This window comes from Thermococcus sp. ES12 (assembly GCF_012027515.1).
GTDB classification, from domain to species: Archaea; Methanobacteriota_B; Thermococci; order Thermococcales; family Thermococcaceae; genus Thermococcus; species Thermococcus barossii.
Map to the genome: position 1 here is coordinate 585,899 of NZ_SNUP01000001.1, position 25,303 is coordinate 611,201.

General features: G+C 51.8%; 42 protein-coding genes and 1 tRNA gene. 9 read left to right on the top strand and 34 right to left on the bottom strand.

Annotation, left to right across the window (positions count from 1 at the left end):
* Nucleotides 1–48: 48 nt before the first annotated feature.
* Both E3E37_RS03240 and corA read left to right on the top strand, forming a co-directional pair.
* Nucleotides 49–882, top strand: a complete 834-nt coding sequence (locus tag E3E37_RS03240) for an MBL fold metallo-hydrolase (protein WP_167715363.1) — start codon at nt 49–51, stop codon at nt 880–882.
* Nucleotides 883–1,860 carry a magnesium/cobalt transporter CorA gene (corA, locus tag E3E37_RS03245; RefSeq protein ID WP_167714775.1) on the top strand — a complete coding sequence of 326 codons (978 nt, stop codon included), beginning with the start codon at nt 883–885 and terminating at the stop codon, nt 1,858–1,860. It abuts the gene before it with no gap.
* On the opposite strand, the gene E3E37_RS03250 is transcribed toward corA, so the two are convergent.
* Nucleotides 1,857–2,555: an aspartate racemase gene (locus tag E3E37_RS03250; RefSeq protein ID WP_167715365.1), complete on the bottom strand. Its 699-nt coding sequence runs from the start codon at nt 2,553–2,555 to the stop codon at nt 1,857–1,859. The two genes, corA and E3E37_RS03250, sit on opposite strands and share 4 nt — an antisense overlap.
* Nucleotides 2,556–2,644: 89 nt before the next feature.
* Here E3E37_RS03250 and E3E37_RS03255 point away from each other — a divergent pair, with 89 nt between their 5' ends.
* Both E3E37_RS03255 and E3E37_RS03260 read left to right on the top strand, forming a co-directional pair.
* On the top strand, nt 2,645–2,869 hold the full coding sequence (locus E3E37_RS03255; protein ID WP_167714777.1) for a hypothetical protein: 225 nt from the start codon (nt 2,645–2,647) through the stop codon (nt 2,867–2,869).
* Complete coding sequence (locus E3E37_RS03260) at nt 2,866–3,162, top strand: type II toxin-antitoxin system RelE/ParE family toxin (protein ID WP_371731671.1); 297 nt, start codon at nt 2,866–2,868, stop codon at nt 3,160–3,162. The genes E3E37_RS03255 and E3E37_RS03260 overlap by 4 nt, the downstream gene beginning before the upstream one ends.
* Here the strand turns inward: E3E37_RS03260 and E3E37_RS03265 are convergent.
* From E3E37_RS03265 to E3E37_RS03280, 4 genes are all read right to left on the bottom strand, one after another.
* A complete protein-coding gene (locus E3E37_RS03265) occupies nt 3,159–3,500 on the bottom strand; it encodes a cupin domain-containing protein (RefSeq protein ID WP_167714780.1) in 342 nt (113 codons plus the stop codon). The two genes, E3E37_RS03260 and E3E37_RS03265, sit on opposite strands and share 4 nt — an antisense overlap.
* Before the next feature lie 39 nt (nt 3,501–3,539).
* On the bottom strand, nt 3,540–3,764 hold the full coding sequence (locus tag E3E37_RS03270; protein ID WP_167714782.1) for a hypothetical protein: 225 nt from the start codon (nt 3,762–3,764) through the stop codon (nt 3,540–3,542).
* Nucleotides 3,751–4,101 (bottom strand): hypothetical protein, encoded by a 351-nt coding sequence (locus E3E37_RS03275; protein WP_167714784.1) that lies wholly within the window; start codon nt 4,099–4,101, stop codon nt 3,751–3,753. Before E3E37_RS03275 ends, E3E37_RS03270 begins: the two co-directional genes overlap by 14 nt.
* Nucleotides 4,102–4,298: 197 nt before the next feature.
* Complete coding sequence (locus E3E37_RS03280; RefSeq protein ID WP_088864613.1) at nt 4,299–4,646, bottom strand: hypothetical protein; 348 nt, start codon at nt 4,644–4,646, stop codon at nt 4,299–4,301.
* 226 nt (nt 4,647–4,872) lie between these two features.
* Between E3E37_RS03280 and E3E37_RS03285 the strand changes: the two genes are divergently transcribed.
* Both E3E37_RS03285 and E3E37_RS03290 read left to right on the top strand, forming a co-directional pair.
* On the top strand, nt 4,873–6,240 hold the full coding sequence (locus E3E37_RS03285; protein WP_167715369.1) for a TldD/PmbA family protein: 1,368 nt from the start codon (nt 4,873–4,875) through the stop codon (nt 6,238–6,240).
* A 10-nt stretch (nt 6,241–6,250) separates the two neighbouring features.
* Nucleotides 6,251–7,576, top strand: coding sequence for a TldD/PmbA family protein (locus E3E37_RS03290; RefSeq protein ID WP_167715371.1), 1,326 nt, complete (start codon nt 6,251–6,253; stop codon nt 7,574–7,576).
* A gap of 73 nt (nt 7,577–7,649) precedes the next feature.
* Here E3E37_RS03290 and E3E37_RS03295 read toward each other — a convergent pair whose 3' ends face one another.
* Complete coding sequence (locus E3E37_RS03295; protein WP_167714786.1) at nt 7,650–8,645, bottom strand: class I SAM-dependent methyltransferase family protein; 996 nt, start codon at nt 8,643–8,645, stop codon at nt 7,650–7,652.
* Between the two features lie 79 nt (nt 8,646–8,724).
* Here E3E37_RS03295 and E3E37_RS03300 point away from each other — a divergent pair.
* Nucleotides 8,725–8,802, top strand: a tRNA-Glu gene (locus E3E37_RS03300).
* A 254-nt stretch (nt 8,803–9,056) separates the two neighbouring features.
* On the opposite strand, the gene E3E37_RS03305 is transcribed toward E3E37_RS03300, so the two are convergent.
* The 18 genes from E3E37_RS03305 to E3E37_RS03390 form a co-directional block, all read right to left on the bottom strand.
* Nucleotides 9,057–9,410 carry a hypothetical protein gene (locus E3E37_RS03305; protein WP_167714788.1) on the bottom strand — a complete coding sequence of 118 codons (354 nt, stop codon included), beginning with the start codon at nt 9,408–9,410 and terminating at the stop codon, nt 9,057–9,059.
* Nucleotides 9,411–9,625: 215 nt separating this feature from the next.
* The gene (locus E3E37_RS03310) at nt 9,626–9,877 is read right to left on the bottom strand and encodes a hypothetical protein (protein WP_167714790.1); all 252 of its coding nucleotides are present in this window, start codon (nt 9,875–9,877) and stop codon (nt 9,626–9,628) included.
* Entirely contained in the window at nt 9,870–10,337 is a 468-nt protein-coding gene (locus tag E3E37_RS03315; RefSeq protein WP_167714792.1) for a hypothetical protein, read from the bottom strand. The genes E3E37_RS03310 and E3E37_RS03315 overlap by 8 nt, the downstream gene beginning before the upstream one ends.
* Entirely contained in the window at nt 10,337–10,573 is a 237-nt protein-coding gene (locus E3E37_RS03320; RefSeq protein WP_167714794.1) for a hypothetical protein, read from the bottom strand. Before E3E37_RS03320 ends, E3E37_RS03315 begins: the two co-directional genes overlap by 1 nt.
* A gap of 6 nt (nt 10,574–10,579) precedes the next feature.
* On the bottom strand, nt 10,580–11,122 hold the full coding sequence (locus tag E3E37_RS03325; RefSeq protein WP_167714796.1) for a hypothetical protein: 543 nt from the start codon (nt 11,120–11,122) through the stop codon (nt 10,580–10,582).
* Entirely contained in the window at nt 11,122–11,433 is a 312-nt protein-coding gene (locus E3E37_RS03330) for a hypothetical protein (protein ID WP_167714799.1), read from the bottom strand. The genes E3E37_RS03325 and E3E37_RS03330 overlap by 1 nt, the downstream gene beginning before the upstream one ends.
* A 184-nt stretch (nt 11,434–11,617) precedes the next feature.
* Nucleotides 11,618–11,986 (bottom strand): hypothetical protein, encoded by a 369-nt coding sequence (locus E3E37_RS03335; RefSeq protein WP_167714801.1) that lies wholly within the window; start codon nt 11,984–11,986, stop codon nt 11,618–11,620.
* A complete protein-coding gene (locus tag E3E37_RS03340) occupies nt 11,983–12,216 on the bottom strand; it encodes a hypothetical protein (protein WP_167714803.1) in 234 nt (77 codons plus the stop codon). Before E3E37_RS03340 ends, E3E37_RS03335 begins: the two co-directional genes overlap by 4 nt.
* On the bottom strand, nt 12,213–12,698 hold the full coding sequence (locus E3E37_RS03345; RefSeq protein ID WP_167714805.1) for a DNA replication complex GINS family protein: 486 nt from the start codon (nt 12,696–12,698) through the stop codon (nt 12,213–12,215). Before E3E37_RS03345 ends, E3E37_RS03340 begins: the two co-directional genes overlap by 4 nt.
* Nucleotides 12,691–12,858 (bottom strand): hypothetical protein, encoded by a 168-nt coding sequence (locus E3E37_RS03350; RefSeq protein WP_167714807.1) that lies wholly within the window; start codon nt 12,856–12,858, stop codon nt 12,691–12,693. Before E3E37_RS03350 ends, E3E37_RS03345 begins: the two co-directional genes overlap by 8 nt.
* On the bottom strand, nt 12,851–13,843 hold the full coding sequence (locus E3E37_RS03355; RefSeq protein WP_167714809.1) for a hypothetical protein: 993 nt from the start codon (nt 13,841–13,843) through the stop codon (nt 12,851–12,853). Before E3E37_RS03355 ends, E3E37_RS03350 begins: the two co-directional genes overlap by 8 nt.
* Before the next feature lie 5 nt (nt 13,844–13,848).
* Entirely contained in the window at nt 13,849–14,022 is a 174-nt protein-coding gene (locus tag E3E37_RS03360; RefSeq protein WP_167714811.1) for a hypothetical protein, read from the bottom strand.
* A 282-nt stretch (nt 14,023–14,304) separates the two neighbouring features.
* Complete coding sequence (locus E3E37_RS03365; protein WP_167714813.1) at nt 14,305–14,760, bottom strand: AbrB/MazE/SpoVT family DNA-binding domain-containing protein; 456 nt, start codon at nt 14,758–14,760, stop codon at nt 14,305–14,307.
* A 146-nt stretch (nt 14,761–14,906) separates the two neighbouring features.
* Nucleotides 14,907–15,398 (bottom strand): hypothetical protein, encoded by a 492-nt coding sequence (locus E3E37_RS03370; protein WP_167714815.1) that lies wholly within the window; start codon nt 15,396–15,398, stop codon nt 14,907–14,909.
* A 72-nt stretch (nt 15,399–15,470) separates the two neighbouring features.
* Nucleotides 15,471–15,851: a hypothetical protein gene (locus E3E37_RS03375; protein ID WP_167714817.1), complete on the bottom strand. Its 381-nt coding sequence runs from the start codon at nt 15,849–15,851 to the stop codon at nt 15,471–15,473.
* An 11-nt stretch (nt 15,852–15,862) separates the two neighbouring features.
* Nucleotides 15,863–16,093, bottom strand: a complete 231-nt coding sequence (locus tag E3E37_RS03380; protein ID WP_167714819.1) for a hypothetical protein — start codon at nt 16,091–16,093, stop codon at nt 15,863–15,865.
* Between the two features lie 138 nt (nt 16,094–16,231).
* Nucleotides 16,232–16,513: a type II toxin-antitoxin system HicA family toxin gene (locus E3E37_RS03385; protein WP_167714821.1), complete on the bottom strand. Its 282-nt coding sequence runs from the start codon at nt 16,511–16,513 to the stop codon at nt 16,232–16,234.
* Nucleotides 16,510–17,529: a type II toxin-antitoxin system HicB family antitoxin gene (locus E3E37_RS03390; RefSeq protein ID WP_167714823.1), complete on the bottom strand. Its 1,020-nt coding sequence runs from the start codon at nt 17,527–17,529 to the stop codon at nt 16,510–16,512. Before E3E37_RS03390 ends, E3E37_RS03385 begins: the two co-directional genes overlap by 4 nt.
* Before the next feature lie 246 nt (nt 17,530–17,775).
* Here E3E37_RS03390 and E3E37_RS03395 point away from each other — a divergent pair, with 246 nt between their 5' ends.
* Nucleotides 17,776–18,609 carry an emp24/gp25L/p24 family protein gene (locus tag E3E37_RS03395; RefSeq protein ID WP_167714825.1) on the top strand — a complete coding sequence of 278 codons (834 nt, stop codon included), beginning with the start codon at nt 17,776–17,778 and terminating at the stop codon, nt 18,607–18,609.
* 4 nt (nt 18,610–18,613) lie between these two features.
* Nucleotides 18,614–19,000 carry a hypothetical protein gene (locus E3E37_RS03400; protein ID WP_167714827.1) on the top strand — a complete coding sequence of 129 codons (387 nt, stop codon included), beginning with the start codon at nt 18,614–18,616 and terminating at the stop codon, nt 18,998–19,000.
* 47 nt (nt 19,001–19,047) lie between these two features.
* On the opposite strand, the gene E3E37_RS03405 is transcribed toward E3E37_RS03400, so the two are convergent.
* From E3E37_RS03405 to E3E37_RS03450, 10 genes are all read right to left on the bottom strand, one after another.
* A complete protein-coding gene (locus E3E37_RS03405; protein ID WP_167714829.1) occupies nt 19,048–19,416 on the bottom strand; it encodes a hypothetical protein in 369 nt (122 codons plus the stop codon).
* Nucleotides 19,413–20,195, bottom strand: coding sequence for a hypothetical protein (locus E3E37_RS03410; protein ID WP_167714830.1), 783 nt, complete (start codon nt 20,193–20,195; stop codon nt 19,413–19,415). Before E3E37_RS03410 ends, E3E37_RS03405 begins: the two co-directional genes overlap by 4 nt.
* 11 nt (nt 20,196–20,206) lie before the next feature.
* Complete coding sequence (locus E3E37_RS03415) at nt 20,207–21,619, bottom strand: helicase HerA domain-containing protein (protein WP_167714831.1); 1,413 nt, start codon at nt 21,617–21,619, stop codon at nt 20,207–20,209.
* Nucleotides 21,620–21,743: 124 nt separating this feature from the next.
* A complete protein-coding gene (locus E3E37_RS03420; protein WP_371731673.1) occupies nt 21,744–22,565 on the bottom strand; it encodes a hypothetical protein in 822 nt (273 codons plus the stop codon).
* Nucleotides 22,562–22,873, bottom strand: coding sequence for a hypothetical protein (locus E3E37_RS03425; RefSeq protein ID WP_167714833.1), 312 nt, complete (start codon nt 22,871–22,873; stop codon nt 22,562–22,564). The genes E3E37_RS03420 and E3E37_RS03425 overlap by 4 nt, the downstream gene beginning before the upstream one ends.
* Nucleotides 22,874–22,878: 5 nt before the next feature.
* Nucleotides 22,879–23,304 carry a hypothetical protein gene (locus tag E3E37_RS03430; RefSeq protein ID WP_371731674.1) on the bottom strand — a complete coding sequence of 142 codons (426 nt, stop codon included), beginning with the start codon at nt 23,302–23,304 and terminating at the stop codon, nt 22,879–22,881.
* Between the two features lie 71 nt (nt 23,305–23,375).
* The gene (locus E3E37_RS03435) at nt 23,376–24,173 is read right to left on the bottom strand and encodes a hypothetical protein (RefSeq protein ID WP_240921892.1); all 798 of its coding nucleotides are present in this window, start codon (nt 24,171–24,173) and stop codon (nt 23,376–23,378) included.
* A gap of 3 nt (nt 24,174–24,176) precedes the next feature.
* The gene (locus E3E37_RS03440) at nt 24,177–24,410 is read right to left on the bottom strand and encodes a t26-9p (RefSeq protein WP_167714835.1); all 234 of its coding nucleotides are present in this window, start codon (nt 24,408–24,410) and stop codon (nt 24,177–24,179) included.
* Nucleotides 24,410–24,679, bottom strand: a complete 270-nt coding sequence (locus tag E3E37_RS03445) for a hypothetical protein (protein ID WP_240921893.1) — start codon at nt 24,677–24,679, stop codon at nt 24,410–24,412. Before E3E37_RS03445 ends, E3E37_RS03440 begins: the two co-directional genes overlap by 1 nt.
* An 80-nt stretch (nt 24,680–24,759) precedes the next feature.
* A complete protein-coding gene (locus E3E37_RS03450; RefSeq protein WP_167714838.1) occupies nt 24,760–25,302 on the bottom strand; it encodes a hypothetical protein in 543 nt (180 codons plus the stop codon).
* Between the last annotated feature and the right edge of the window lies 1 nt (nt 25,303).

The window sequence follows — 25,303 nt, forward strand, 5'->3', positions numbered from 1 at the left end:
GCCGAAAACTATAACTCCACCTTTTCCCTAATTCCTCCGGTGAAACCCATGCTAATACACGTCCTTGTTGAGGACTATTCTGGCTACGAAAGCCCCTATCTTGCACAGCACGGGGTGAGTTTTCTTGTGGAAAAGGGCGGAAAGAGAATCCTCTTCGACACCGGTCAGAGCGCCGGGCCGATACTCCACAACATGGGCCTTCTCGGGATCGAACCGTCGAGCATCGACTATGTCTTCCTCTCCCACTGCCACTACGACCACACGGGCGGGCTTCTGGAAATGCTGAGGGCCATCGGGAAGAGGATTCCCCTGATAGCGCACCCTGACATCTTCAGGAGGCACTTCGTCACGAAACCCTACCTCAGGGACGTCGGGATTCCCTTCAGAAAGGAGGAAGTCGAGGAGCTGGCGGAGCTATACCTCACAGCGAAGCCCCTTGAGATCGTAGGGGGTGTTTACTCCACCGGAGAAATCCGGAACCGGGAGGAGTTCGAGCGGGAGCACATTGGAGTATACACGCTGAGGGACGGCCAGGTGATGGAGGATAACATCATGGACGACATGAGCCTCGTTGCCAAAACGCCCGAGGGGCTGGTAATCGTGAGCGGCTGCAGTCACGCGGGAATAGTGAGCATCGTGAAGCACGCGGTGAGGCTTACGGGGGAAAAGCGAGTGCGGGCCGTTGTGGGTGGCTTCCACCTCATAGGGGCCAGCGACGAGAGGATAGAAAGAACGGTGGCGGAGTTCGAGGAACTTGGCGTTGAGGAGGTCTACACCGGCCACTGCACCGGACTGAAGGCCGAGGCGGCCTTTCTGAAGGCCTACGGCGAGCGCTTCCATAAGCTCCACTCCGGAATGGTCATCGAGCTCCGAGGTGATTGAATGGGGGAGGAAGAGAAGCCCAGAATAACGGTCATTGCGTACTCGAGGGACAAGTTCCTCAGCAGAAAGGTCCCGAGCATGAGAAACGTTCTCGAAATCGAGGGCTACGACGTCGTCTGGGCAAACGTGGATACCCTTGAGGCCGTTCCGGAGATAATGGAAGTCCTGGGCATACACGACCGGCCGATGAAGGTTCTTCGGAGGGCGAGCACCCACGCGAGGGTGTTTGTCTTTCCAGACTACCTGTTCCTCATTCTGCACCAGGTCTACGAGATAGACAACGGACTGAAGAGGGAGAGGATGGGCCTCCTGCTCAAGGGCAACCTTGTAGTGACGGTGCAGGAGATACCGGGGGACGTCTTCGACCCCATCAGGGAAAGCATCCGCGAGGGCGAGGGCCTCTTCCGCGAACGCGGTGCGGACTACCTGCTCTTTGCCCTCCTCGAAGCGATAGTTGAGAACTACGTTCCGATAATGGAGAAGATAAGCTCCAAGATGGAGTCACTGGAGGCGCGGATACTGTCGAGAGGGGAGGAAGGAGTTCTCCATAGGATACACGGCCTCAGAAGAGAGATACTGTTCATGCGCCGCACGATATTTCCCCTGCTGGAGGCCTTCCGGAAGCTTGAGCTGGAGGGAGGAAGATTCTTCACCGAGGAAACACAGGCTTATATCGGGGAGCTTCACGACCACGTCCTTGAGGTGCTGGAGATACTCGAGGGCCAGAGGGAGCTCGCCAACAGCCTCGTGGAGCTGTACTACTCGACCATCTCGATGAAGACCAACGACATAATCCGTATTCTGACTGTCGTCTCCACGATATTCATCCCCCTGACCTTCATAACCGGCCTCTACGGGATGAACTTCCGGTACATGCCGGAACTCTACTGGCGGTACGGCTACCCATTCGTGCTCCTGCTGATGCTGACCATGGCTGTTGGAATGCTCCTCTACTTCAGAAAGAAGGGGTGGATTTAGAGGTCATCGAGGCCAAGTGCGAGCTTTACCGCCCTTTCAGCTATGACATCCATTGGATCAATGAGCGGGACTTTGAGGTCTTCAGGCTTCAGAGCAACGCTGACCTCCGTACAGCCGGCTATTATCCCATCAACCCTGCGTTCAAGCCTTCTGGCCACGTCCAGGAGAAGTTTCCTCCCCAGCTCCAGGTTCCCGGCCTTGACACCGTCGTATATCGCCCTCATAACGAGCCCCTGGTCCTTCCTGCCCGGAACGGCAATCTCCACGCCACGGGCCATAAGTGCCCTGTGGTAGACGAGCCCCTTTATCGTGCCATCCGTCGCGAGGAGACCGACCTTCCTGAGGCCCATCCTCCTAACCGCTTCCGCCGTTTCTTCAACCATGCTTACGAGGGGGATGTTTATCGCCCCCTGAATCGTCTCGGCGAAGAAGTGGGCGGTGTTGCAGGGCATTATGATGAAGTCCGCGCCCCAGCTTTCGAGCTTTCGCGCGCTGTCTATGAGCTCGGGCCTCGGGTCCTCACCCTTCCCCAGTATGAAGGCCGTCCTGTCCGGTATCTTCGGGTTGTTGTAGATGATTATCCTCGGGTGCTCCTGGTCGCGCTTTGCGGGGGTCTTCTCGACTATTCTCCTGAAGAGCTCGGCCGTTGCCAGCGGCCCCATCCCGCCGAGGATACCTATTACCCTCTCCCCCATCTCGCACACCACAAAACCTTGGGCTTGGTGGAATTAAATCTTTCCAAAATTCTTTTTAAGTTTCAACGCGAAAGAGGCTCGGTGAGAGGATGGAGGCACAGGCCGTTAGGCTTCTTCTCCAGGACATCCGGGAGATGAAAAAGAAGCTTGAGGAGATGGAAAGGAAGTTAGTTCGGATGATTGCCGAGAGCGAGGAGCCGGAGATAATAGAGGACGAACTCCACGGGGAGCTTCTCCGGAAGGCGGAGGGGCTCAGAGAAAACCCGGAAGATGGAATGAGTGTTGATGAAGCCGTTGAAGAGCTGATGGAGTGAAGGTGTCCCCGATGCCCTACCGCGTCGTGATCAGCAGGGACGTCGTCAAGAACGCGAGGAAGTACCTAAAGGCGGGCCAGAGAAGGAAGCTGGCAGAGTTCCTCAAGACCCTTGAAGAGAACCCCTTTCCAAAGCCGCCCTTTGACGTCAAGCCCGTGAGAGGGCAGAAAAGCGGTCCCTCAAACGTCTACCGTTTCAGGATTGGCGATTACCGCCTCTTCTACGTTGTTTACTGGGACGAAAAAATGATAGTAGTGACCGATCTGAGGCCAAGGGAAAGTGCCTACCGTTAATCCAGCCACACCGAGTCGTCGCCGCGGTAGTTCAGCTTCACCACGAAGAGCCTGAAGGGTTTGTCACTCTCATTGATAACCCAGTGGATGGTTCTCGGCTTGACGAGAAAGATGTCGCCGGGCTTTGCAGGGTATTCCGTTTCACCTATCCCCAGCTTGGCCTCGCCGCTTATGATGTAGAACAGCTCGTACTGGTGGAGGTGGTAGTGCCTCCTAACCGTCTGCCCCGGCTTGACTTCAACTATCTGGGCGTAGCTTCCCTCGGGCAGTTCTCCTTCAAAGAGCGGGAGCTTCCTGTAGGTCCCGCGGTCTATGAGGTGCTTGATTTCGGCCTTCATGTGCAAAAATTCGCGAGGAGAACTAAAAAGATTGCCGGTTTATGCCCGGCTCTCTTCACCGTGCAAACGGGCAAAGGACAGACTCATCACAAGGTCGATGACCAGCAGGGTCGCAAGAACGACGATGGCCGTTCCCGTCTTCCCGTAGAGGGCCACAACTAAGGACGCAGCCAGGTAGCCGGAGAGTCTTTTGAAAAATGAGGTAAGGGAAGCGGAATAGTTCCTTTTGTACGCTTCTAAGAGCCGGACGTTATTGGCCCGCATTTATGGCCTCCTCCTCTCTGTTCTTACCCTTCCGGTCTAAGGCAATGTAAGCCACAGCCAGTATCACGCTCCCAAAAGCTTTCAAGCCTGCGGCCCTTAGCGTTTCCTGGGTAACTGTTCCCATCAGGAACTCCCGCGCAAGGAAGGCCAGTGCCCATAGAATCGGCACAAACACGAGACCTGGATTCCCAAACCTCACTATCAGCCAGTAGCCGGCCAAGATGGGCAATGCAACTGTCACCAGAGCAACAGGCGTGGGGGTCCCATTCGCTATCACCAACACTGTAAGGAGCAGAGATATGAAAATGAGGACGTACAGTTTTTTATTTCCCATCATCGGTCCCCCTCCATACCTATGTTCGGATGATCAGAGTATGCTCCCACAGGTTTTTCGTATTAGATTGTTTTCACCCATTGTATATAACACTTCTGCCCAAAAAGAATGCCTATATTCTTGATGTGGCAAGTATTTCACGGATACTCAAAAAAGTATGGCATAAAAATCCACCTGGAAAGTCCAATATGCAAAAAAATTTAAAGATTGTGTCTCCTGGCCTGAAACCCATAGAACGCCCTGACCGAGGCTTCCAGCACAAGATAAAGCATTAATCCGCCAAATAACGGCTTCAGCGATTCGGTCAGGCCCCATCCCTGGATGGCTGTGATCGAAACAAAGCCAGCTATAGTTATTGTCACCACAGTGAGAATTCTCCGAAGTTCCGAGCGGGCTTTTCCGGTGAAAAACAACATGGAGACTATCATCGCGGCCAACACTGCCTCACTGACTGCCCATCTCAGAAGCGAAGAAGAGCCATCCCACAGGATAATGGAAAAGAGCAGGAAGCTTAAAATTGCCAGCCAGTGATGATGGCCAATCTTCATGCTGCTCCCTCCGGAATCCTTTCTTCCGATTTATCACATTGAGTCATTTTCACCCATCACATATAACACTTTCGTTAGGAACAAATGTCCACAATATGGGTTGTTTTTCTCTCCGCTGGGTAGCTAAGTAATAATTCCAGCATGTTTCGACCTCCATCGAAACACTCAAAATACTTTTATATCCGGATGCAGAGACACGAGTGAACAAATGAAACCGGTGGTGACCATGGAGGCACTCGAAAGGGCCCTTGAGTGGGCTGAGGAGAACCTGAAAGCCGAGTACATCGAGCTCCGCTATGAGGACTTGAAGAAGACTACCCTCGGCCTCAAGGACGGCGTCTTCACAAGCTTCACCGGCAAGCTCCACAGGGGAGTCGCCATCAGAGTTCTGGCGGATGGAGCGTGGGGCTTCGCCTCGACCAGCGAGCTGGACAACCTTGAGAAGAAAATTGAAGAGGCCTACAAGCTGGCCAAAGCCGCGGCCCAGACGAAGAGGGAGAAAATCCAGCTGGCCGAGATTGAGCCAGCTCAAGACTTCGTGAAGAGCAGGATGAAGCTCAAGCCGAGGGAAGTGGACATCGAGGAGAAAGTTGCCCACCTGAGGGAGCTGGAAAAGCTCCTCAAGGAAGACAGCGCCGTCAAGAGCGTCCAGGTTCGCTACGAGGACGGCGGAGGGAGGAAGGTACTCCTCACCAGCGAGGGAACGCGCATAGAGTGGGACTACAACTACCTCTACCAGGGAACCTACGTCACCGGAAAGGCCGACGGAAAGCTGGCGATGGCAAGGGACAGCATTGGAGCCGTCGATTACGGCTGGGAGCTCATGACCGAGATAGAGCCGAACGAGAAGGTGACCGAGAGGCTCCTCAGGAAGATGCACAGCCAGCTGAAAGGAGTGGCCCCGAAGCGCGGCGAGTGGCCGATTGTTGCTGGGCCAATCGTCGTTGGAATCATCGCCCACGAGGCTTTGGGACACCTCGCGGAGGCGGACTTAACAATAAACTCGCCCTTCAAGGACCTCATCGGCAAGCAGATTGCTCCTGAATATGTCACGATGAGCGAGCGCTACGTTGAGGGCGGCTTCGGAAACGACAGATACGACGACGAGGGAGTTCCTGTTAAGGACATACATATCATCGAGAACGGAATTCTCAAGGAGATAATGCTCAACCGCGAGTACGCCCACAAGTGGGGCATGGAACCCAACGGCCACGCGAGGGCCGAGAGCTACCGCTACCCGCCGATAATCAGGATGCGCAACACCGTCTTCGAGCCCGGTGATTACTCCTTCGAGGAGCTCATCGAGGACATCAAGTTCGGCTACTATGTGGTTGACTTCCGTGGCGGTCAGGCCCAGCTCAACAGCGCCTTCCAGGTCGGAATCCAGGAGGGTTATGTGATTAGAAACGGCGAGATAGCGGAGCCGATAAGGGACACCTCCATCACGGGGGTTGCCATCGAGGCGCTCAAGAAGATAAGTGCCGTTGGTAAGGACTTCGGCCTTGAGGTCGGCTTCTGCGGCAAGGGACAGACGGCCTTTGTAAGCTCGGGTGGACCGCACATGCGCTTCGACGGGGGAATACTAATCGGGTGAGGTGGTGGAGATGGAGAACCTCATACGCTACGCCGAGAAGTTTTTCGACGAGGTTGAAATCGCCCTTTACCGCTCCCGTGATGTCAGCACGAACGTCGAGCTGAACGAGATTTCGATGGCCTCAACCAGGAGCGGTGCGGTAACGATAATCCGCGGAATCAAGGACAAGCGCCTCGGCCTGGCCATAGTGGACAGCGATGAGGAGAGCAGGGTTAAAGAGGCAATAGAGCAGGCCGCGAAGATGGCGAAGCTCAACAGCCCCGATGAGAAGTGGGTTTCCCTGCCGGAGCCGGGAAAGTACAGGGAGAGGCCAAAGCCCAACTACGAGCTGAAGGAGGCCTCGCCGGATAAGCTGGTGGAGATGCTCGTTGAGGCGATAAAGCTCGCCCGCGAGAAGGACGAGCACGTCGTCGTTGCGGGCGGAGAAGGGGGCGTTGGCTGGGAGGAGAGGCACATCATCAATTCCCACGGGATTGACGTCTTCCAGGAGGGCGGTGCCGCGTTCTTCTTCGTCGAGCTCGTCGGAAGGAAGGGCGACGTTGTAACGCCCGGAATCTTCGACTTTGACGCGAGGAGGGATTTAAACCTTGACGTCGAGGGCGTCGTCGAGAGGGCCGTCAGAAAGGTCAGCTGGGCCTACAACGTCAAAGCCAGCAAAAACGAGGAAGTGCCGGTTATCCTCGGGCCCTGGGCGATTGCCGGGCTCTTCAGCTACGCCCTCCTGCCGGCCTTCAGCGGTGAGAGGCTCGTTAAGGAGACCACTCCCTTAGCTGAAAAGGTCGGGGAGAGGATAGCGAGCGACGTCATAACGCTCTACGACGATCCGTTCCACGAGCTGGCCATCGAGCAGACCATAGCGGACGGCGAGGGCGTTCCGACGAGGAAGAACGTCCTCATCGAGGAAGGAACCTTCAGGGGCTTCGTCTGGGACAACTATTGGGCGAAGGTCTACGGCACCGAGAGCACAGGGAACGGGAAGCGCGACCTGAGGAGCGGCGGCATAAACATCGGCTTCCACAACGTCGTCATAGAGAAGGGCAGGCGCTCGCTTGAGGACATGATAGCCGAAATCGAGCGCGGCTACTTCGTGGACGGCTTCCAAGGTGCCCATTCAAGCAACCCCGACAACGGAAACTTTGCAGTTACTGCAAACCCGGCCTTCCTCATCGAGGACGGCGAGGTCGTCGGCTCAAGCGTGTTCCTTATAGCGGGCAACGTTTACGAGCTTCTCAAGCAGGCCAGCGAAGTCTCAAGGGAGCAGACAGTTATGCCCTTCATGAACACGATGATAACGCCCTTCATAAAGTTCGAGAACGTGAAGATAGCGGGGAAGTGACTCTTTTTCTAACTTTTTGTGTGTTCTATCCTGAAAACAGCGCACTTTTAAAGGCTGTTCGCCACACAAAACATCACTTCAAAACCCTGAAGTCAATCGCTATGTTGAACTGCCGCGGCGCGTAGGGACGGACCTTTCTTTCCTCCAGAAACTCAACGGTAAAGCCGAGCTCCCGCGCAACAGCTTTAATCTTCGCCTCATGCTCCGAGTATAGGTCCTCCTCCGGCCCAAAGCCATAGTAGTGGATTACCCCACCGTCCTTAACGCTCAGCATCGCCTCCCTCAGAAAGCGGTCGGCGAACTTGGGCAGGTTCATTATAACCCTGTCCGCCTCGACTTTGCCCGCGACCTTCCTCACATCGCCGAGGATCGGAACGACGTTTCGGGCTTTATTCAGCCGTACATTCTCCTCAAGGTACTTTATCGCCCAGGGGTTCAAATCAACGGCGAAGACGAGCTTCGCCTTTCTTGCAAGGAGTATCGCGTACGGCCCGACTCCGGCGAACATGTCAAAGACAACTTCCCCCGGTTGAGCCTTCTCAAAGACCCTCGTTCTCTCGGTGGCCAGACGGGGGGAGAAGTAGACTTTAGCCACGTCGAGCTTGAGCCTTATTCCGTTCTCGCGGTGGAGCGTTTCGGTTCTCCTCTCGCCGGCAAGATGAATCAGCCCCCTCACACGGTATTCCCCTTCAACTTTGCTCCCCTTAGCGAAGACGGCCTTTATGTGCCTGTGAACTTTGAGAATAGCCTCGCCGATTGCCCTGCCGTGGGGTACCAGTTCCTCATGGAGCTCGATTATCGCTATGTCCCCGATTATGTCAAAGGAACTTGGGAGAAGCGGTTTAACCTCCTCGGGAACCTCAACGACCTCACGGTAGCTGTGGGGTCTTCTCTCAAGCTTCTCGAAGTCGGCTTCGACGAGCTTGAAGTCCTCCACTGGCTCCGTGATGGGGAAGAGTATGAACTCCCCTTCTCGCTTGACGGCGTATCCTTTAGCCAGAACGCCGAGTTCTATAAGCCTTCTCCTAACCTTTTCCGCTTCCCGCTTGTGGACTTTTACCCCCAGCATCGGGGAAGAATCGGGAGGAGGATTAAAAAGAATTGCCCCGACGAAAGATTTTTAAACGCTCGCCCTTCCCTAATATCGAGCCCCGGTGGTGTAGCCCGGTCAAACATGCGGGCCTTTCGAGCCCGCGCCCCGGGTTCAAATCCCGGCCGGGGCACCAGAATTCTCCTGCCCGTCTTTCTAATAGCAGCTTCACCGTTACAGAAGGCTCTTCTCCAAAGAGAGCCACCCTTAACAGGCTGTTAATAAAACGAGACCTTACCACGTCCAATCTGGCCAGTTCTAAGAGGACGTCCTGGTCAAGAGTAATGTGCACATCTGTCTTTTTATGGCGGTTCCCTCCATAATCATCCATGAAAGTCCACCAATTCTGACCTGCGCCCCACGGGGTTATTGCTGTTGCGGTCATGTGAATCACCAGATTTCCTCGACTTTACCCATCTTGAAAAGCCAGAGTTTTCCGAGGTATTCCATGCGGTCCGTAAACTTCTTCGAGAGAATGTACGTGTGGTAAGCCCCGCGGCTGATGAAGCCAAGAGCCTCAAGCCTCTTGATGACGCGGAAGTAAAGGTAATGCTTCTCCGGCGGGAAGAGATCCTTGTACTCGTCCCACCCCATGCGTCCGTTCTTCTTAATGTACTCGACAATCTCCTCGGCCATCTTTCTGGCTTCCTCGCTCTCGAACACAACCTCGAAGACATCGCGAGGTTGGACTAACACGGGCATTTTGATGGTCACCACGTCCGGAAGGCGTCTTTTCCTCGGCATAATACCACCACCTTAGTTATTAACTGCGACGGGCTTAAAATTATCAGTCGGGTTGCGGTTAGCGAGTTGGGGGTGAATACTGCACGATGGTGCAAGTATTCCATATTTGGGCCGTTTGTCCTTGGTCATACGGGAACTTCTTTTCGGAAAGATGGATAATATACAGAGGCTGTTAGTATCCCGAACGTTAACATCCATACGAAAGTTAACATGAGTCATATCCAGTCCTCCTCGTCATCTATTGCAGAGGGAGAAATTATGCCAAGAACTCTTGATTCCTCAAGTGAGACTCTTGTGATGTTGTCAACATCAACTTCGTCAAAGTGCTCCTCAAAGTATTGAAATGCAAGCTTCTTTGCCTCGTCAATGTCTTTCGCAATCACGAGGATGTCAAAGATACTTTCTTCTTCGTAGGGTGCAATATCCTCGCACCAAACAGTTACTTTCCAGAGCTTCACATCACTCACGGCCATCACGCTCCTTTTCGAGCTCTTCGAGCCTGCGTTTTGCCTTCAAAAACTCAGCTTTTGTAAAGAGATACTCCATCTCTCTTGCAAACTTCTCATTATCCTCCAATTTGATGATGCCGTGCTTTTTTGACATAAGAAATCTTCCTTCATGCCCTTCAACCTCTGAAGCGAACACTATCAACGCCCAATCGTCATAGGCGTACGCTAGGGACTTCGCGAACTCAAACGCCGCCTCGAACTCCTTCTCAATTATGTCATAATTGTGATTGATGAACGCGAAGAATTTGTTGTCCTCAATGAGGTATCTTGCAAAGTGCTCTGCCACGCGCACTTTGTCAGAATCTTCGAGGTATAGTTCTCTGAACATCTCTAGAGCTTTCTTGACTCTTCCCTCGTGTGTCTTCAAGCTCGTATCCGAGTGATACACCGAAATGTATGAACTAATGCTCACGGCCATCACGCTCCTTGAGTTTCGAAAGATTCTTCGACCGCCAAGGTTGAAAGCCAGTCAAGGAACTCCATTACTGTCGTGCCTTCCTTCTCAGTTAGTTCCTTAGTTTTGCCAGTCCAGTCGAACCTCACAATGTACTTGTGCCGCTTGCTATCATATCTGAAAGTGATACTGAAAAAATCCCCCGAAGACGCCTCCACCTCATAATAGCCCCACTCCACCTTTCGAATTCTAATCGCCACGCCCCGTCACCTCCCTAAGAGTAGGCCTAAGTCCGTCCTGAGGTCCTCAATGCTCTTGGAAACGATAGCATCATCAAGCGGAATCAGCGCGTATAGGTCTTCGGCATAAGTCCCCTCGTACTTCCGCTCCAACTCAGCCCGAATCTTCAGCGGGTCAAAGAGCACGTACCGGGCCTTGGGATAATGCCCCACCTGAACAAAATAATACAAAGGAACCCTGAGGAGCCTGGCCAACCTCTTCACCCTGATGAACTGGTAACCATTCACCTCAAGGTACCCATCAAGCCACGCGGGCTTGGCTACCTTCCAGCTCTTGAACTTCAGCTCAAAGGCCGAAACGTAACGCTTAACCTGCCAGTCGAAAACAATCGCATCAATATCATAAACCGAGAACTCGCCCCTGCCAAAGAGGAAGTCAAGAGTCCTGCTGAACACCATCTTGTTCTCCGAAGTGAGGATTTCTCTCCTCATGTGCTCGTAGAAGTCCTTGAAAAGCTCCGGGCCCGCCTCAGGCTTAGCGTAAACCATCGCCGCCCTGGCTGCAACCATCACTCCCCACCTCCCCGAGCCTTCAGGAGGTTCAGCCTCCGCTCCGCCTCGTAAAGCAAATCCACCGCACGGCGACGAGGAACCCTGAGGAGGTGCGTTTCCCTGAACCCCATGACTCCAGCCGCCAGCTCAACGTCCATCAACGCCGCCCTATCATCCCCATCCGGAACATCCTCCATTGCTTTAAGCGCCAGCCACGCGGCGAAGGCCCTCTTCGCCTCCTCCCACGACTCCGCCTCAATGACGACCTCCGAGAAATACCTCTGCTCCGGCCCCTCCCGAATCTCCAAAAACCCATAAAACTGCCTCATGCGAACCCCTCCCTTGCGATGTACAAGGGCCCGTCACGGTAAACCAGGCCCCTCCTTGAGAGGTCCCTGAGGATGGCCTTCGCGTCGAGGATGTCAATGTGCAACTCCCTGGCCAACTCACTCGGGCTCCGCCAATCCTCCCTCAAAAGTTCGAGAGCGCGGAGGCGGAGAGTAGACCAGTCCCTCATTCTAGATCAACCCCACCAGTTTTTTCCAAGTGTGCGCGGATCTCTTTGACCGCCTTCTCCAGGTCATCCCAAGTGGGCGCCATGAGAACCTTCAAGCGGAATTCTTCATCCCCGCCTTCGAACTTTTTACCCGTCCATTCGCCCCAATAGAAGAGTATTTTAGCCCCTGCTGCTATTGCTTCCCTCCACTCGTCTATAGTGTCCTCTGTGATTTCCTTCAGTATTAGGTCGATGTCGACCGTGTTGTCAAAGCTGTTGTGGGTGATTGCTACTGCACCGCCTGCTTCAACCACCTGCCAAGGCAAATCGTCCATAGTCTTGTTGAAATAATTCCAAATCCTCAGGACAAATTCATCCGCGTTCATACCCCAACCCTCCTGAGCTTTTTCAGCACCGCGTTGATGACTTCCAGCCGCCCCTCCTCATAAGCCGCCTTGAGGGGCTCGTTGCGAAGCGAATACGAAAACCTCAACTCCTCCGCCTTGGCCTTCTGCTCCTCAAGCCACGCTACCACGTCCTCAATGCCCTCCTGCGGGCGGGCCTGCTTCACTTCCTCCGCAACCCAACTCCAAAACTCAGCCTCCGACTGGCTCATCCCAACCACCTCTCGACCACGGTTGAGAGATACTCGTAAACCTCCGCCTCCTCGGGAGTGAGGCGCGCCAAAATGCCATCAGAGTGGGGCCTCAGCATTGCGGTCGTGAGAATCTTCCTCAGCCTGATGGCGCGAAGAGTCCGAAGCTTCTTCTTGAGGTTCGCCAGCTTTGCCAGCCTGACATTAATATCATCCACAGGAGCGCGCCTGCTGTTCCTCCTGATGTACTCCTCCGTGTACCAGATCCAGAATTCCGCGCGCTCATAGAGGTTCTTAGGGAGCTCCGTGAGCGGTTCTGATTCCTTCTCCTCCATTACCGCCCTGTCAACTTCCCCGACCATCTTACCAATCTCGTCGATTACTTCCACGGCCCCAACTGTCCAGAGGACCTTCGCAACCTCCGGCTCTATGAGGTACATCATGCCCTCCTTGTAATCCCCAACCGAAACCAGGAACTTAACCGGAACAAACGGCTCAGACATCAGCACCCCTCCTGTGCTTGCGGTAGAAGTCCAGCAAGAACGAAATCGCCTCATCCGCGTTCTTCACCTCGTCATTACTCCTGACGAAAGCCAGGAGCCGCTCCTTCGTCTCCTTCGAAACTGGCAGCCTCTCAGAGAGGCGAACCCCATACTCAGACATCGGCCCTCACCTCGGCAAGTGATGCGCGTGAAAACTCATTCAGGGCACGCAGGGCAACGCGCCGGAGGTTAGAAACGAAAACATCTCCCCAATCCTCCTCATGCGCCTCCAGAACCGCAAGAACAGCCCTGCGCCAGTCCTCAGGGTCAATGTCCTGAAGGACCTTCTCCAGCTTCTTGGGGACATTCTCCTCCAAGTACTTCTTCGCGTCCTTGCCGCGCTTCTGGTTGATGAGCGCCGTGTAATCACGGTAGACGACCTCAAAGAACATCTCGATCCAGCGCTCTGCGGCTTTTCCAGTCTTGAGCGGCTTGACTTCAGGGACCTTCTCCTTCGCGGCCTCACCGACCTTCAGGTCCTTTGCAGCCTTGAGGGTGTCCTCCCTGTGGAGGACGTAGTCAATGATGTCCGCGACCTTTGTCTCTGGCCTCTTGAGAACCCAACCGTGGAACTCCTCCGCAATGTCCTTGGGGTAGAACTTGTCGGGGAAGCGGTTGCGGTCGTTCTTCCTGACGACGAAGGCCAGCTTGAGAAGATCCTTTATCTTCTTCTCATCGCGGAGGCCGAGGACCTCAGCACAGAGGGCCTTCCAGCTGACGCCTTCCCTCGCGTTCTTGGCCAGCTCCTTGAGCTTGAGCGCGTCCTGGTACGAGCGCACCGAGCGGCCCTGCCTGAGGGCCTCGTTTTCGAGTTCAAGCTTTTCGATTCTGGCGAGAAGTTTCTCGCGTTCTTCGAGAAGAGCCTGGTTTTTCTTTTCGAGCTGCGTGATGTACTCTTCTTGATGCTTGACTTTCGCAATGAGTTCCATAACGTCCAACTTGATATGACGAAGCATCCAGTGGAACCACTCGGCCCGCGAGAGGCCCAACTTGAGACGCTCTTCCTCGGCAAGCTCATAATCCTCCTGAGGAATGTCAGCCCTCCACTGCACAAGCGGGCTGTTCCATTTCCTTGGACGTCCAGGGCCCCTCGCGGGAATTCTCATAGAACTCACCTCTTGCTTTTGTAGGCACCCCACATGTCAAGAACGAGCTCTGGCCAAGAGATGCCGCGGCGCTGCTTCTCTTTCTCCATCTCTTGGTAGACATCATAAGGGATCCATGCCTCGAACCTCTTCACAGGACCTTCATACTTGCGAGGTCTTCCGAGCCTTCTCACATCCACCACCTTACGAGATTTTTTCCCGTACGAGAATATTTCTCGTAAGATAGTAAGCACTTCAAATATAAAAGATTTTTGCGGGCATAATTGTGGCAAAATGTACAGTGTTGGTTTTTTGGATGGAAAAATTCCGACAAATTATAAGCCAACGTAGTAAGTTAAAATATTTTATCGGCATATTAATTCAGTCCTCTAAAAATCAGCCCGGAGCATGGCGTAAAGAACAATAGGAGTTTTTAGGTTGTTCCTATAATCTTAATTAATTATAAGTACTTAATATTAAACTTAAACAAAAACATAGGTGAAATGTTCCATGCTTTTGTCTCCTGGCAGTTGATCGTCTGGTTTTAATTCTGTCCATTTGCCTGTGCTTTGGATTTTTGTCATCAGTTGTCTACCCTTCTCACTTACAAGTTCATCAAACTTATAGAAACCATACAGAACAACTTCAACAATATCCTTTTCATTCAATTCAAATTCTTTTTTCAGTTCTGCAGGTAAAAATATCAATCCCTTGGCACCGAGCCGGGTAATAAGATACGCTTGACGAAGCACGCGAATTTCTCTTCTAGCATAATTGATATTTATCTTTCTTATAATGACTTCTACATAGTCATTTTTTGAAAGATTCAGCGCATCACGAATCACTTTTGGGATTGCAACCCTACCTTCTTTGTCGAGTCGTGCATGAAATTTCGCGAGTGGTTCGATGATCTTAGTGTGATCCTGGTCGTTGGTCATTATATCCTCTCCCCGATTACCATAATTGTTTTGGCAATTGAAGATAAGGCACATAAGATAAATAAGGTTTACCGTCTATTTCCTGCCGCGTTCTGTAGTAGCATTCAGAAAAGCTCGGAGGATTCGTAGGTCTAAAAATTTGTGGGTCAGAGAAGGAGGGTTAAGGCTTGCGTGAGGGCGTGTCTGAGTTGGATTGGTAACCGATCCATGTCCCATGCTCTGTATGCTTTCACTCTTGACCCGATGAATATTATCCCTGCTATTTGAGGGTTTTGTGATCCGATTAATTCAATGAGCAGCCTTCCCTTGGGTGGTGAGCCGTTGAGGGAGAGGGTGATTGTTGCTGGAACGCCGTAGTTGTCCATCAATATTGAGATGTGCAGGATCCTGTGGCGGCCCCCTGGTACGGGTTTTATTCTTCTGTATTCATACCATCCGTAGATATATTCTGCGAGTATACCCCACGGGTCTTGGAGGGGTCTTCCTTTACTGGCGGGGATTATTGCGTAGTTGTCAGTTATCCATTTCAGGGTGGGGTCTTTTTTCTGTATTTTTAGGTGTTTTAAGTTCCATTGGATAATCCCCGGGAAGAAGTCTATGGTGTTGTCCCATGTGGGGAAGCTTCTCCATTTGTTCATTTGGTCTCACCATGGAGGTTGTGTTTCTTGAGTTCTTCTCTGAGAGTTTTCCATATTTTCGAAAAGGCCGTGTCAATGTCCCATTCCAATGGGACTATTATGCCGAAATACAGCTTGCCATCTTGTGCTTCGAAGATTTCCGTCTGAGCTCCACCGTTCATATAAAGCATTGTGTTGATGTATGCGGATGTTCTTTGGATGGGATCTGGTATATTCTTGAGGCTTTTCAATAAACTCTTTCTCATCAAAGAAAAAGACCCCGGCTTGATTTATTGGTTCCCAAATTTGCTTTAGAGATTCCATTATTCCCTCTAGCTCTTGTTTAACTTTCTCAAAAGTATCCCCAATGACAATATATCCTACTTCTGATATGTAATTGATTTGTCCGTGCTTTAGGTTTTCCTCAAGCTCCTTGCTAAGCCCCAATGGATACAATATTAGTATAGTTTTCATCGGAATCCACCTCAATCCTTCGGTTTTCTAAATCTAATTGCGAGGGTATCACTGTTTCTGTGATAATAAATCCTATCGAGGATTAATCCTCCTCTCCAAGCTGCGTTTTCTATTTCTCTAAATTCTTGACCAGAAAGGCCCCCATGGATGTGGATCTCTATGCCTCCATCCCTGACCCTTACATGCCCTTTGGTAGAAACTATGTGGGAGATAATATCTTGGAGGTCTTTTATAGAATACATGGTGTCACCTCAATCCAAAGTAATACTCTTGAGATTAATAAGATTTTGGGTTCACTATTTCCTCATCAGCAGAATAATTTCGGCAGTGGTTCGATGATTTTAGCGTCTGAGCTCCCTTGGGTGGTCATGCGCTCACCTCTATATAATGCCTTTTTGTTGGAGTATGGTGAGGTAGTCCTCGTATGTGAGGGGGCATTTTACAAAATCTTCAAACTTTTTTGGGTCATCAAAGTGGAGTTGTTTCTTTATTCTCTTTATCAGGTCGTCTCCAAGCTCTTTTTTGTCTTTGCCCCTGCTGAATACTGTCATTATTCGGGTTTTCTTGCCGTCCACATAGAGGATGTATTTGGTGTGTCTTCCACCTTCTTTTTTCTGAAATCCTTTCTTTTTGAGTGCTTTCTGGATGTCTGTGGCTTTCATGTGTCCACCTCCACGTACTGGAGAAGGGCTGAGCGGAGGGTTTTTGCACTGTCGTCTAAGAGCTCCTCATCTTCTAGGGCGTATTCTTCGATTAGGGCCTGGAAGACTTCCTCCGCGTCTTTTAGTGCTTCTTCGAGGGTTTGTCCGCAGCCGTAGAGTTCGAGATCAGGGTTTTCCACGCACCATACGTCGGTGGTGTGGTCGTATTCGGGTTGTAGGATCAGCTCTTTCTTTAGCTTGTATCCGGCGAATTTTCCAGAAATCCTTATGGCGTGGAGTTGTATGTCTATTGTTTTCTCGACTTCCTTTTTACTACCTTTCTGCTTCAAAATACCAATGACTTCGACGGGTTTCCAGAAGTGTTTATAAGCTTTCATTTCTAATTCGGGATCTTCTTTGGGGTCATAATAGCATTTGATCTTCTCCCCTGTATCCGAGATGATTTCGAAATATGGTTTGCGCCCGTGAGTCTTGAGGCCAACTATGGCGCCTACTATCTTGTCGGAGGCTTCTTTTATGAATTCGACAACTAGTTTTTCTATGTAGGGCTTCTTCTCGGGGGGGAGATAAACAAAATCGGTGGGTTCGTAACCTTTGGCTATCCCGACTTGTATGTCTTCTTCAGACCACATTCTTTCAAGGCGTTTAAGAGCACTCAAGACGGCTTCGGGAGTCTTTAATTCCTTCAATAGATATTCTTTTGCCTTTGTAATATCATCCACGTACTGGATGAGGTTTATTATGAAGTCTATTGCCTCTGAGGTGGGTTCTATATATCTGTAATATTCTCTGGTAGGTTCGGTTTCTACGAGGATGCTTCCGGGTGATATTTTGGTTAGGTATAATTTAAGGTGTTCTTGGGGCTTCTTAATGCCCTTTGCCTTCCCGTATTCAAATAAGAGGCGTTGAAAGTTTGAGAGGAAGTCTCCTAATTTCAAGACTTCTATTTTATTAGCTTTCACTCCTTTTCCAGTGAAGTGAATCAGCACTTTCATCTTGGGGTCTTGGTCGGTCATTGTGCCCCGCCTGCCTGTTGTTGTTAATAATATTATTACGGTATCACAATATGAGGATATGGTAAAAAAGGTTTGCGAATTTTTCTGGTTGATGGGGGATTGTTCGGGGTGGGTTTTGTTGTGGAACCAGAACTTTGAGTGATATCCAAAATCCTGGCGTTTTCCCAACGCGGCGCGGCGAAATGTTCTTATACGTGCTCGTAATAGGAGTATTGCATTGTCGAAAAGAGCGGAGGAGGGCCCATTATGGCGGATATCCCCGAGCCGTACAAGAGGTTAGATAGGGAGCCAAAAAGCTTGAAGGCTCTCACAGAGCCGAAGTCGTTGAAGCCGCCTTCTGGAATCAGGGTTCGTAAGCGTCGCGAGCGTACGTGGGGTTGGCTTATAGGCCTCTTGGTCATCGGGCTCATTGTGTCTGTTGCGGGATTAGCCATTATTGAGGATCATAAGTTCTACAAGTCTTGGCACGAGGAATTCACGGTCCTCCCAAAAGAGGCCAAGCCATGGGGATGGAGGCTCTCAAAGGGCACTATCCTCGAGATAAATGCCACGGTGTCTGGTGGAAACAGGGATATCCGCATTTATGTGGTCGATGATAGAACGGGGCAAACTGTGAAGGATTTCGGCCGTTTGGTGAGCCCGATTAGCATTCGTTTTGAAGCGCCTGAAAAGGGCAATTATACCGTGTACTTTGACAATACTTTCAGCACACTAATGCCAAAGGGCCTTAAAGTGACTTCCACGCTTTACGTCACCGACATAAACTTTTGGGGATTCATAATGATGATTTCAGGAGTGGTCATGGTTGTCTTGGCTGTTATATTCATTATAATCGGCAACGTGCCAGTACTCACTCTCGAGGATGGGGAAGCGGTGTATGAATTCAAGGTCTGGAGAAATGGAAAGATCAAAATTTGGGTGAATGGTGTCGAGGTTCCGGAGCAGGTCGGCAAGCATGCGGTCTTCAAGATAGGTCCTAATGATGAACACACGCTCGAGATTGAGCGGAAGTTCTCTTGGACGTGGACTTGGCAGTGGATCTTCAGGGTTGATGGCCGTGAGGTCGGTCGGTTGCCGTGAGGTGATGAAAGTGATAGAGAAAGATGTTTTGGTGGGAGCATTCGTCCTGATAGTATTAGGTGTGACATGTATACTCCTCCCTCCATTGTCTGGTCAGGAGGACATATCAAGTGTGTTGGCTATGATAGGACCAACACTAGGATCAATACTAATTTCTTTTGGAATTGCAATCATTGCATTGAGACTAGCAGTCAAGTCAGCATATTCATCAGAAGAGAAATTAGGTACATTACAAAATTCTATTAGTGACTTACAGAGGTCTGTCAAGGCGTTACAAAAAACCATTGGGGAGCTAGAAAGCCAGAATAAGGGGGTGTTAGATGAAATCAAAGAACTAAAAACTGATATCAAATCCATCAAAGAGATCCTACAAGAGTTGAATAAAGAATAGTGAATAAAGAACCTCAGGGTAGGTCGTTGATGATGCAGAGCTTTTCTTCAATCTTTTTGCTTCAACACCCCCGGAAACATGTCCTCGTTCTCCTCGATGATGCGCTTGAGGATGATTACGGCCTCACGGATGTTCTCCTTGACGTCGGGCTGGAACGAGTGCTCTTCCGCTGCTTTCAGCCTACGAAGCACAAGGAGCATCAGCGCCGAGTTTGTTCTGTCAGTAATGGAAATGTAGCGGCGTTTTCCTCCACTCTTCTGCTTTCTCTCCTTCTCGCTAACTTTCTCCTCCTCAGCCGGGGGAGTATGCTGTGGCTCCATGACCTCCTGCTGTTCGAGGATCTCTTTGAACAGGTCCTTCGCTACGACCTTCTGTCCATCCTGTGGTGGGGCGGTTGGTTCAGCTACCTCGCTCATATGTTGAACTCCTCCCAAATGTCTTTCTCTCCTCTGCTGAGGATGATTTCTCCACCCTCAGCCACTTTCAGGCGCTCTTCTTTCTTCTTCTGGTTCTTGGTCTTCTCAATGAGCTGGTAGCTCTTGACGAACGGGTTAATGTCCAGGGCTGTGTTGACGAGCGAGCCGGTCTTCTTGAGCACGTTATCAACCAGAGCCTCGAGCGTCTGGCTCTTCTGGTAGATTGCGTAGAATGCTGCGATCTGTTCTTCGCTCAGCTCTGGAGGCATTGCAAAGTCGCCCCACACTGTGCTCATTATCCTTGAAGTCTCCACGATTATCGTTGTGTCCATGGCCGAGAGTGGGGCGAACTGTGGGAAGGTCCAGAGGAGCTTCTGTTGTGGCCCTCTGCCGAGCACTCTGGCAAGGGAGAGAAATATCTCATCCAGCCAGCTTGGAGGCCGTGGGGTGTATGCTATCACGAGCATGTTGTTCGGAGCTATCGCAACGCCCTGGACGTAGCCGAGGGTTACGATCTCTTTTACCATGCTGTTGCCGCTTTTGAATTTGTAGTAAACCTTCAGAACTTGATGGTGAGTTCTCACAAACTTTAGGGACTGGATGGCCTGTTTCTGCCTCCAGTCCTGGAGGACCGGCTTTTCCTCATGCATCAATTTCTGTTCGGCCTGCTCGGCTTTCTCAAGGACTTTTTCTTGGAGCCCGCCTTGGGGTTCGGTATAATAATCCCTTCTTGGAAGGCCACCTTCTCTTTTCTTTTTCCTCCTCAACCACTCGAGCATCTCAACTCACCTCACAGGGTTTGTGAAGGGCGGAAATGAATCCGCTCGGTGAAGAACTTGTTATAAATGAAATACCCGCGCCCGCGGTACTTTCTTTTGAGCTCTTCAACTTCTTCGGGCGAGGAAGCGACAATACGCTCAAAGCTGACGTCAAAATCAGGAACGACCTTTTTCAGGAGCGCGTAATCGTCAGCTGAAGCGAGGGTTCCAAGGATGGCGATGTGGCTGGCTCCGTATATGAGTTCGGACGGCAGGCTGTGAAGGTACTGTGTGGCGGCGAGAAAGTTTACCTGGTTGGAACGGCCTTCTCTGAAGAGCTTGGCGGCCATAGCTTTGCCCCACCGGGAGCGGAGGTAATTCTGGATTTCATCGCCAGCGATGAAGACGGCCGTCTCTTTCTCTTGGACGTACTCGTTCAGGACCCACTCTACGACTTTCTTGAAGATGATGTTCTTTGCACTCTCGGTCAGGTCGGAGTTCTGGCTAAAGTCAATCACGTTGATTTTCGTGTTGTCGAGCTGGTCGAAGAGGTCTTTCCCTTTGACTTTCAACCACCGAACCTTTTTGAGGCTCTTGGCGACGTTGTAAACGCCCCACAGGCTCGTGGGCGGCTTCTTGTTTTCCACCTCAAGAAACTCCAGCATTTCATCGTAGATTCTTTTTGCCTCCATAACGAGATCATCAGGATCCCTTGCCTTCTCTTCATCCCACGCCGACTTTATGATCTGAGCATAGATTGTGTTGGGGTTGATGTTCACGACCTTGGCTACATCCTCGAAGTCCAAGCGCTCATACCGGATGAATGTTGCAACAACTTCCGTCTCTGGCCCGGAGTCCAGGGCTATGTGATGAGGATCTCTAGTTGGATTGAAGACGAACCTCCTGATGGGGAAGGCCTGTGGCCGGATGCCGAAGAGGCTGAAGAGGGTGTGCTGCCTATCGTACCTCAGCCAGCCGAGGATGTTCTCCCATCCGAGTGCGAAGTCCCCCATGAGCCCAAGCTGGCCCTCAAAGGCTGGAAGCTCAAGCATTTGGATATAGAGTTTGAGTTCTGTCACTTGAGTCATTCTGGCCCTCAGCCAGCCCTCTCCTCTTTCCCTCACCAGATCGTAGAACGTCTTCTTGACCAGTTGCGCTTTAGCGCGGTCGTACTTGCGCTCGAAGATTATGATAAGCGGAGGTTCTTGATTCCTGCCCCAACGAGTGTTTAACCAAATCTCTTGTAGGATGGCTTTCATTGTTGTTGACTTCTGGAAGCCGCTTGGCCCGAGGAAGAGCATGTGGTTGGCATCGTCCTCATTGATTCTCAGCCAGCGGTCTAGAGTATGATTCATGCTTCTAACGCCTCTTCCGAGATAAATCTCGTTCAGGCGCCCTTTTGTTGTGGGCGCCCATGAGGTCAGATTCTTGCCAACATACTCCACGCTAACCCCTCCGTTTCTTTATTGAAAATAAAATAACCCCTTTCACACACATAATATTTTAGCACCAGGCGCCCCGCTCATTTCTTCGTTTCCTCAAAACTCCAACCTCCTGCTGTGTTATTGCTTATGTCAGCTCCCACGCCCTTTTCTTCCTATAAAGCCCGTATCCAACCAATCCCACGACGACTAAGCTGAATACGATGCTCTTCAGCAGAACTGAACCTATCAGGCGTTCTTTCTTCGCTTTCTCGATGTAGCTCTGCTTGGCCTCGGAACTCTGCTCGTTCATCACCTGCTGAATAATCTGCCTGTACTCATCGTTCTGCTGGCTCAGGAAGTCAGCCTTTGCCTTGAGCTGATTGTATTTGGTCGTCAGGTTTGCTAACTGCGCTTTGAGCTCGCGGTTTTCCTTGGTCAGGTTCACTATCCTGGCATTTAGCTCGGCGATGTTCGGTTGGCTCTTCAGCTTCTCTTTCAGCTGTGAGTTCTCCTTTTTGAGAGAATCAATTTGGGCCATGAGTTTCGCGTTCTCGCTCTTCAGCGCGTTAATTTCCTCGGTGAGATTGGCCACCTGCTCCTTGAGCTTCGCGTTCTCGGTCAGGATTGCCGGATTTACCCCAACTGGCCGGCCAACTGTGAACAGCCCGGGCGCGTTGATGGTGATATACCCCTTCTCGTTGAAGGTAATGAAGGAAATCGTAAGATTCCCAACTCTTGTGCTCCCGTCCCCCTGAATCAGAGCGAGGATATTGCTTCCATTCTCAACTATGAGGGCCAGCTGGCCTGTTTGATTGTTCTGATCTATACTAAGAGTCAGATTGTTCACGGTGATGTTCTGGCCCACGCTGAGGACCCCCGACCAAGAGAATGTGGCCGCAAGCGCTGGCCCAATGGATAACATATATATTATAATGGGAAGCCAGAACTTTATACTTCTGAAGCTCACCCTCCCACCTCCTCGAGAATCCACTTGCAGAGTGCTTCCCTCCAGCCTGGAGCCAGCCAGATGAAATAGCGCGGATCTCCCCACCTTGTAGAGTAGGGCTTGACTACGAAGATGCCTCTGTCAGCGAGCGGAAGGATAATGCGGTGGAAGTACTCGTTCATCGTCTGCCGCTTGATTCCGAGGTCTCGAGCCATCTGCGCCTGATAACTGGTTCCAACGTGATTGAGCAATCTGATGATGTCAAAGAGCGTTTGAATCTCAAAGTTGTATTTGTCAGCTTTAGACCTGACACGCCAGTTTTGCCCCAATGTTCTCACCCCAAGAGGCCTTTCATCTTCACCGTGCCGGTCTTTCTGTTCACGTAGGCGAAGCCCGCAAAAATCTCGGTCGAGCCCTTGTGGATGTAGACTTCGAAGACCCAATACAGGTTGTTGTTCTCCTCCTTTTCCGCGAGGCTCTCTTTTTTCGGCTCGATTTTCATGTCGTACTGTTTCAGCTTCTGGTTGTAGTCGGCGAGGTAATTTCTCACAATCTCGTACGCCTGCTCGGCGGTGATTGGATAGTCTTCCACGTAGGCGCCCTGGAAGACTGTCAGATGCCCGTCGGCCCACCTCACCGTGTCGTTCGTGAAGATGTAGCCCTCTGTTGGATAGCCGAGCTCATACAGTCTTTCTTTCAGCGGGTCGTGCTCGACGAACGTCGAATAGCTGAAATGGAGCAAAAAAATTAGGCTAACCACTGCGAACAGGCGTAATATCACTTTTGAAAAAGATGGAGAGGCGCGGTAGGTGGGCATCATTTCAGCCCACCTCAGCCGCTCACGGTCTTAGTCTCGTTCGCGTAGAGCTGGACGGTGCCGTTCTCCGGCACTCTGGCCATGTTACCGCTGATGTCATGGACTTCCGCGTAAACGTCGAGGTAGTAGTAGGTCGTGTCGGTGGTGTTGCTGTCAACGGTGAGCGTGTAAGTGTACGGGCTGACGTTGAGGGTAACGTTGCTGAAGGTCACGTTGGTCAGGTTGCCGTCTGCGGTGACCGCATAGAACAGGACGACCTTGTCTATGGCGTCGTTGTCGCTGGCGTTGATGGTGATGGTCGCATTGCCGGTCGTGGCGTTGTACTCAATGCTCAGGGTCGCGGTCGGGGCAGTGGTGTCGGTAACGGTTATGCTCTGGACGTCGGTCACGAGCTCCTTAGTGCCATCATAGACGACCTTGACCTTGTAATAGACCACATCGCCGAATTTGCTCGGAATCTCGGCCTTGTAGGTGTCGTTCTCGGCGGTGGCGTTCAGGGCGGTGTAGGTGGCGTTGTTCGGGTCGGCGACGTTGAGCGCGTAGAGGACCTGGACGCTGCTGATGTTGAAGTGCTCCTCGTTCGTCAGGCTAAACGAGACGGTCACATGTCCGGTTGTCTGGTCAACGCTCGCGGCGAGGTCAGCGACAGCGAGCTGGTAGGTAGTCTCCTCGCTGGTGTTGTCGCCGCCAAGGGTGTTGCTCAGGTCAATGAAGCCGCCGCTGCCGAAGCCGCCGTTGTAGGCCCACCAGGCTATGGCCGCGAAGAGCACTATCAGGCCGATTGTTATCCACCTTTTCTCCTTCTTTCTCATTCTTCAAACACCTCCGAGTGCGCTTTTGATGAGGGAAGGAACTTCCTTCAGGAAAGAAAAGAAAGTGTCAACTAGCCCGAATGACTTGAGGAGTGCCAGACCGCCGAGAGCGTAGAATATCAGCGCTACCTTGCCCCTAACCAGCGCACCGATGAGGAACAGTATGAGGGCCAGAGCGATGTACGGGTGGCTTCCTGCGAGGCTTTGGAGCTGGTTGATTGCATCGTTCACATTCATCAGCGCCCACCTCCGCGGAGGGCAAGAGCTCCAAGGATGGCCGCAACGCTGAACGAAACGACGCCCTTCACAAGCTCGTAGGCGGTCGCTTCAGGGTCTGAAGTCATTGCGAGCATGATGATACTGCCGATGACGAGGAAGCTGGCCGCGTCCCACAGGCCCCAACTGTCCAAATCAGCGATTCTGTAGACTGCGAGGCCGATCAGGGTGCTCGGTATGAAGAGCGCCCAAAAGCCCGTGAGGCCGAAGAGGCTGGCTACTGAAGTCACTGCATCACTGAAATGGAAAATGCAGAGGAGGTACGCGATGAGAGCTACTGCGATCCTGCCGAGCACTGTTCTTCACCCCTTCAGAGTGCTGGAATCAGCGTCCTCACGAGCATGCTGATTGTGTCGAGGTTGAAGTCCCATCCAGGGAAGAGGCTCAGGTACTGGCCTTTCGTCGCTATTGTGGCTGCTATCCAGGCCCACAAGAGCAGTTCGTCGTCGCCGGTCTCTGGAGCGAAGATGTAGAGGCTGATTATTCCCGCAACGAAGACGTTAGCCGGGCCGTAGCTGCCGAGGTTCATGGTGATGGTTCCTGTCAGGGCCCACAGGATGACGAGCATTCCGAGCCCTGCGAAGAGCAGGCTGATGAGGATAGCACTTCCGCGGCTCTTGTTCGCTCCGAACTGCTTGTAGAGGGCGTTGTAGAAGTCGTTCTTGTCGGCTATCTTGTCGAATATCTCTATCAGTGCCACGAAGGCCAGTGGGATGCTGGCTAGGGCTGTGTTGGTCTGTGCTATTGTTATGCTCTTCTCGGCCCCATACCAAAGAAGGAGGCCAAGGAATCCGGAGGCCAGGGCCGTTTTCAGGGCCCACTGGCCCCATTTCAGGCTTTTTCCGTCCGCCATC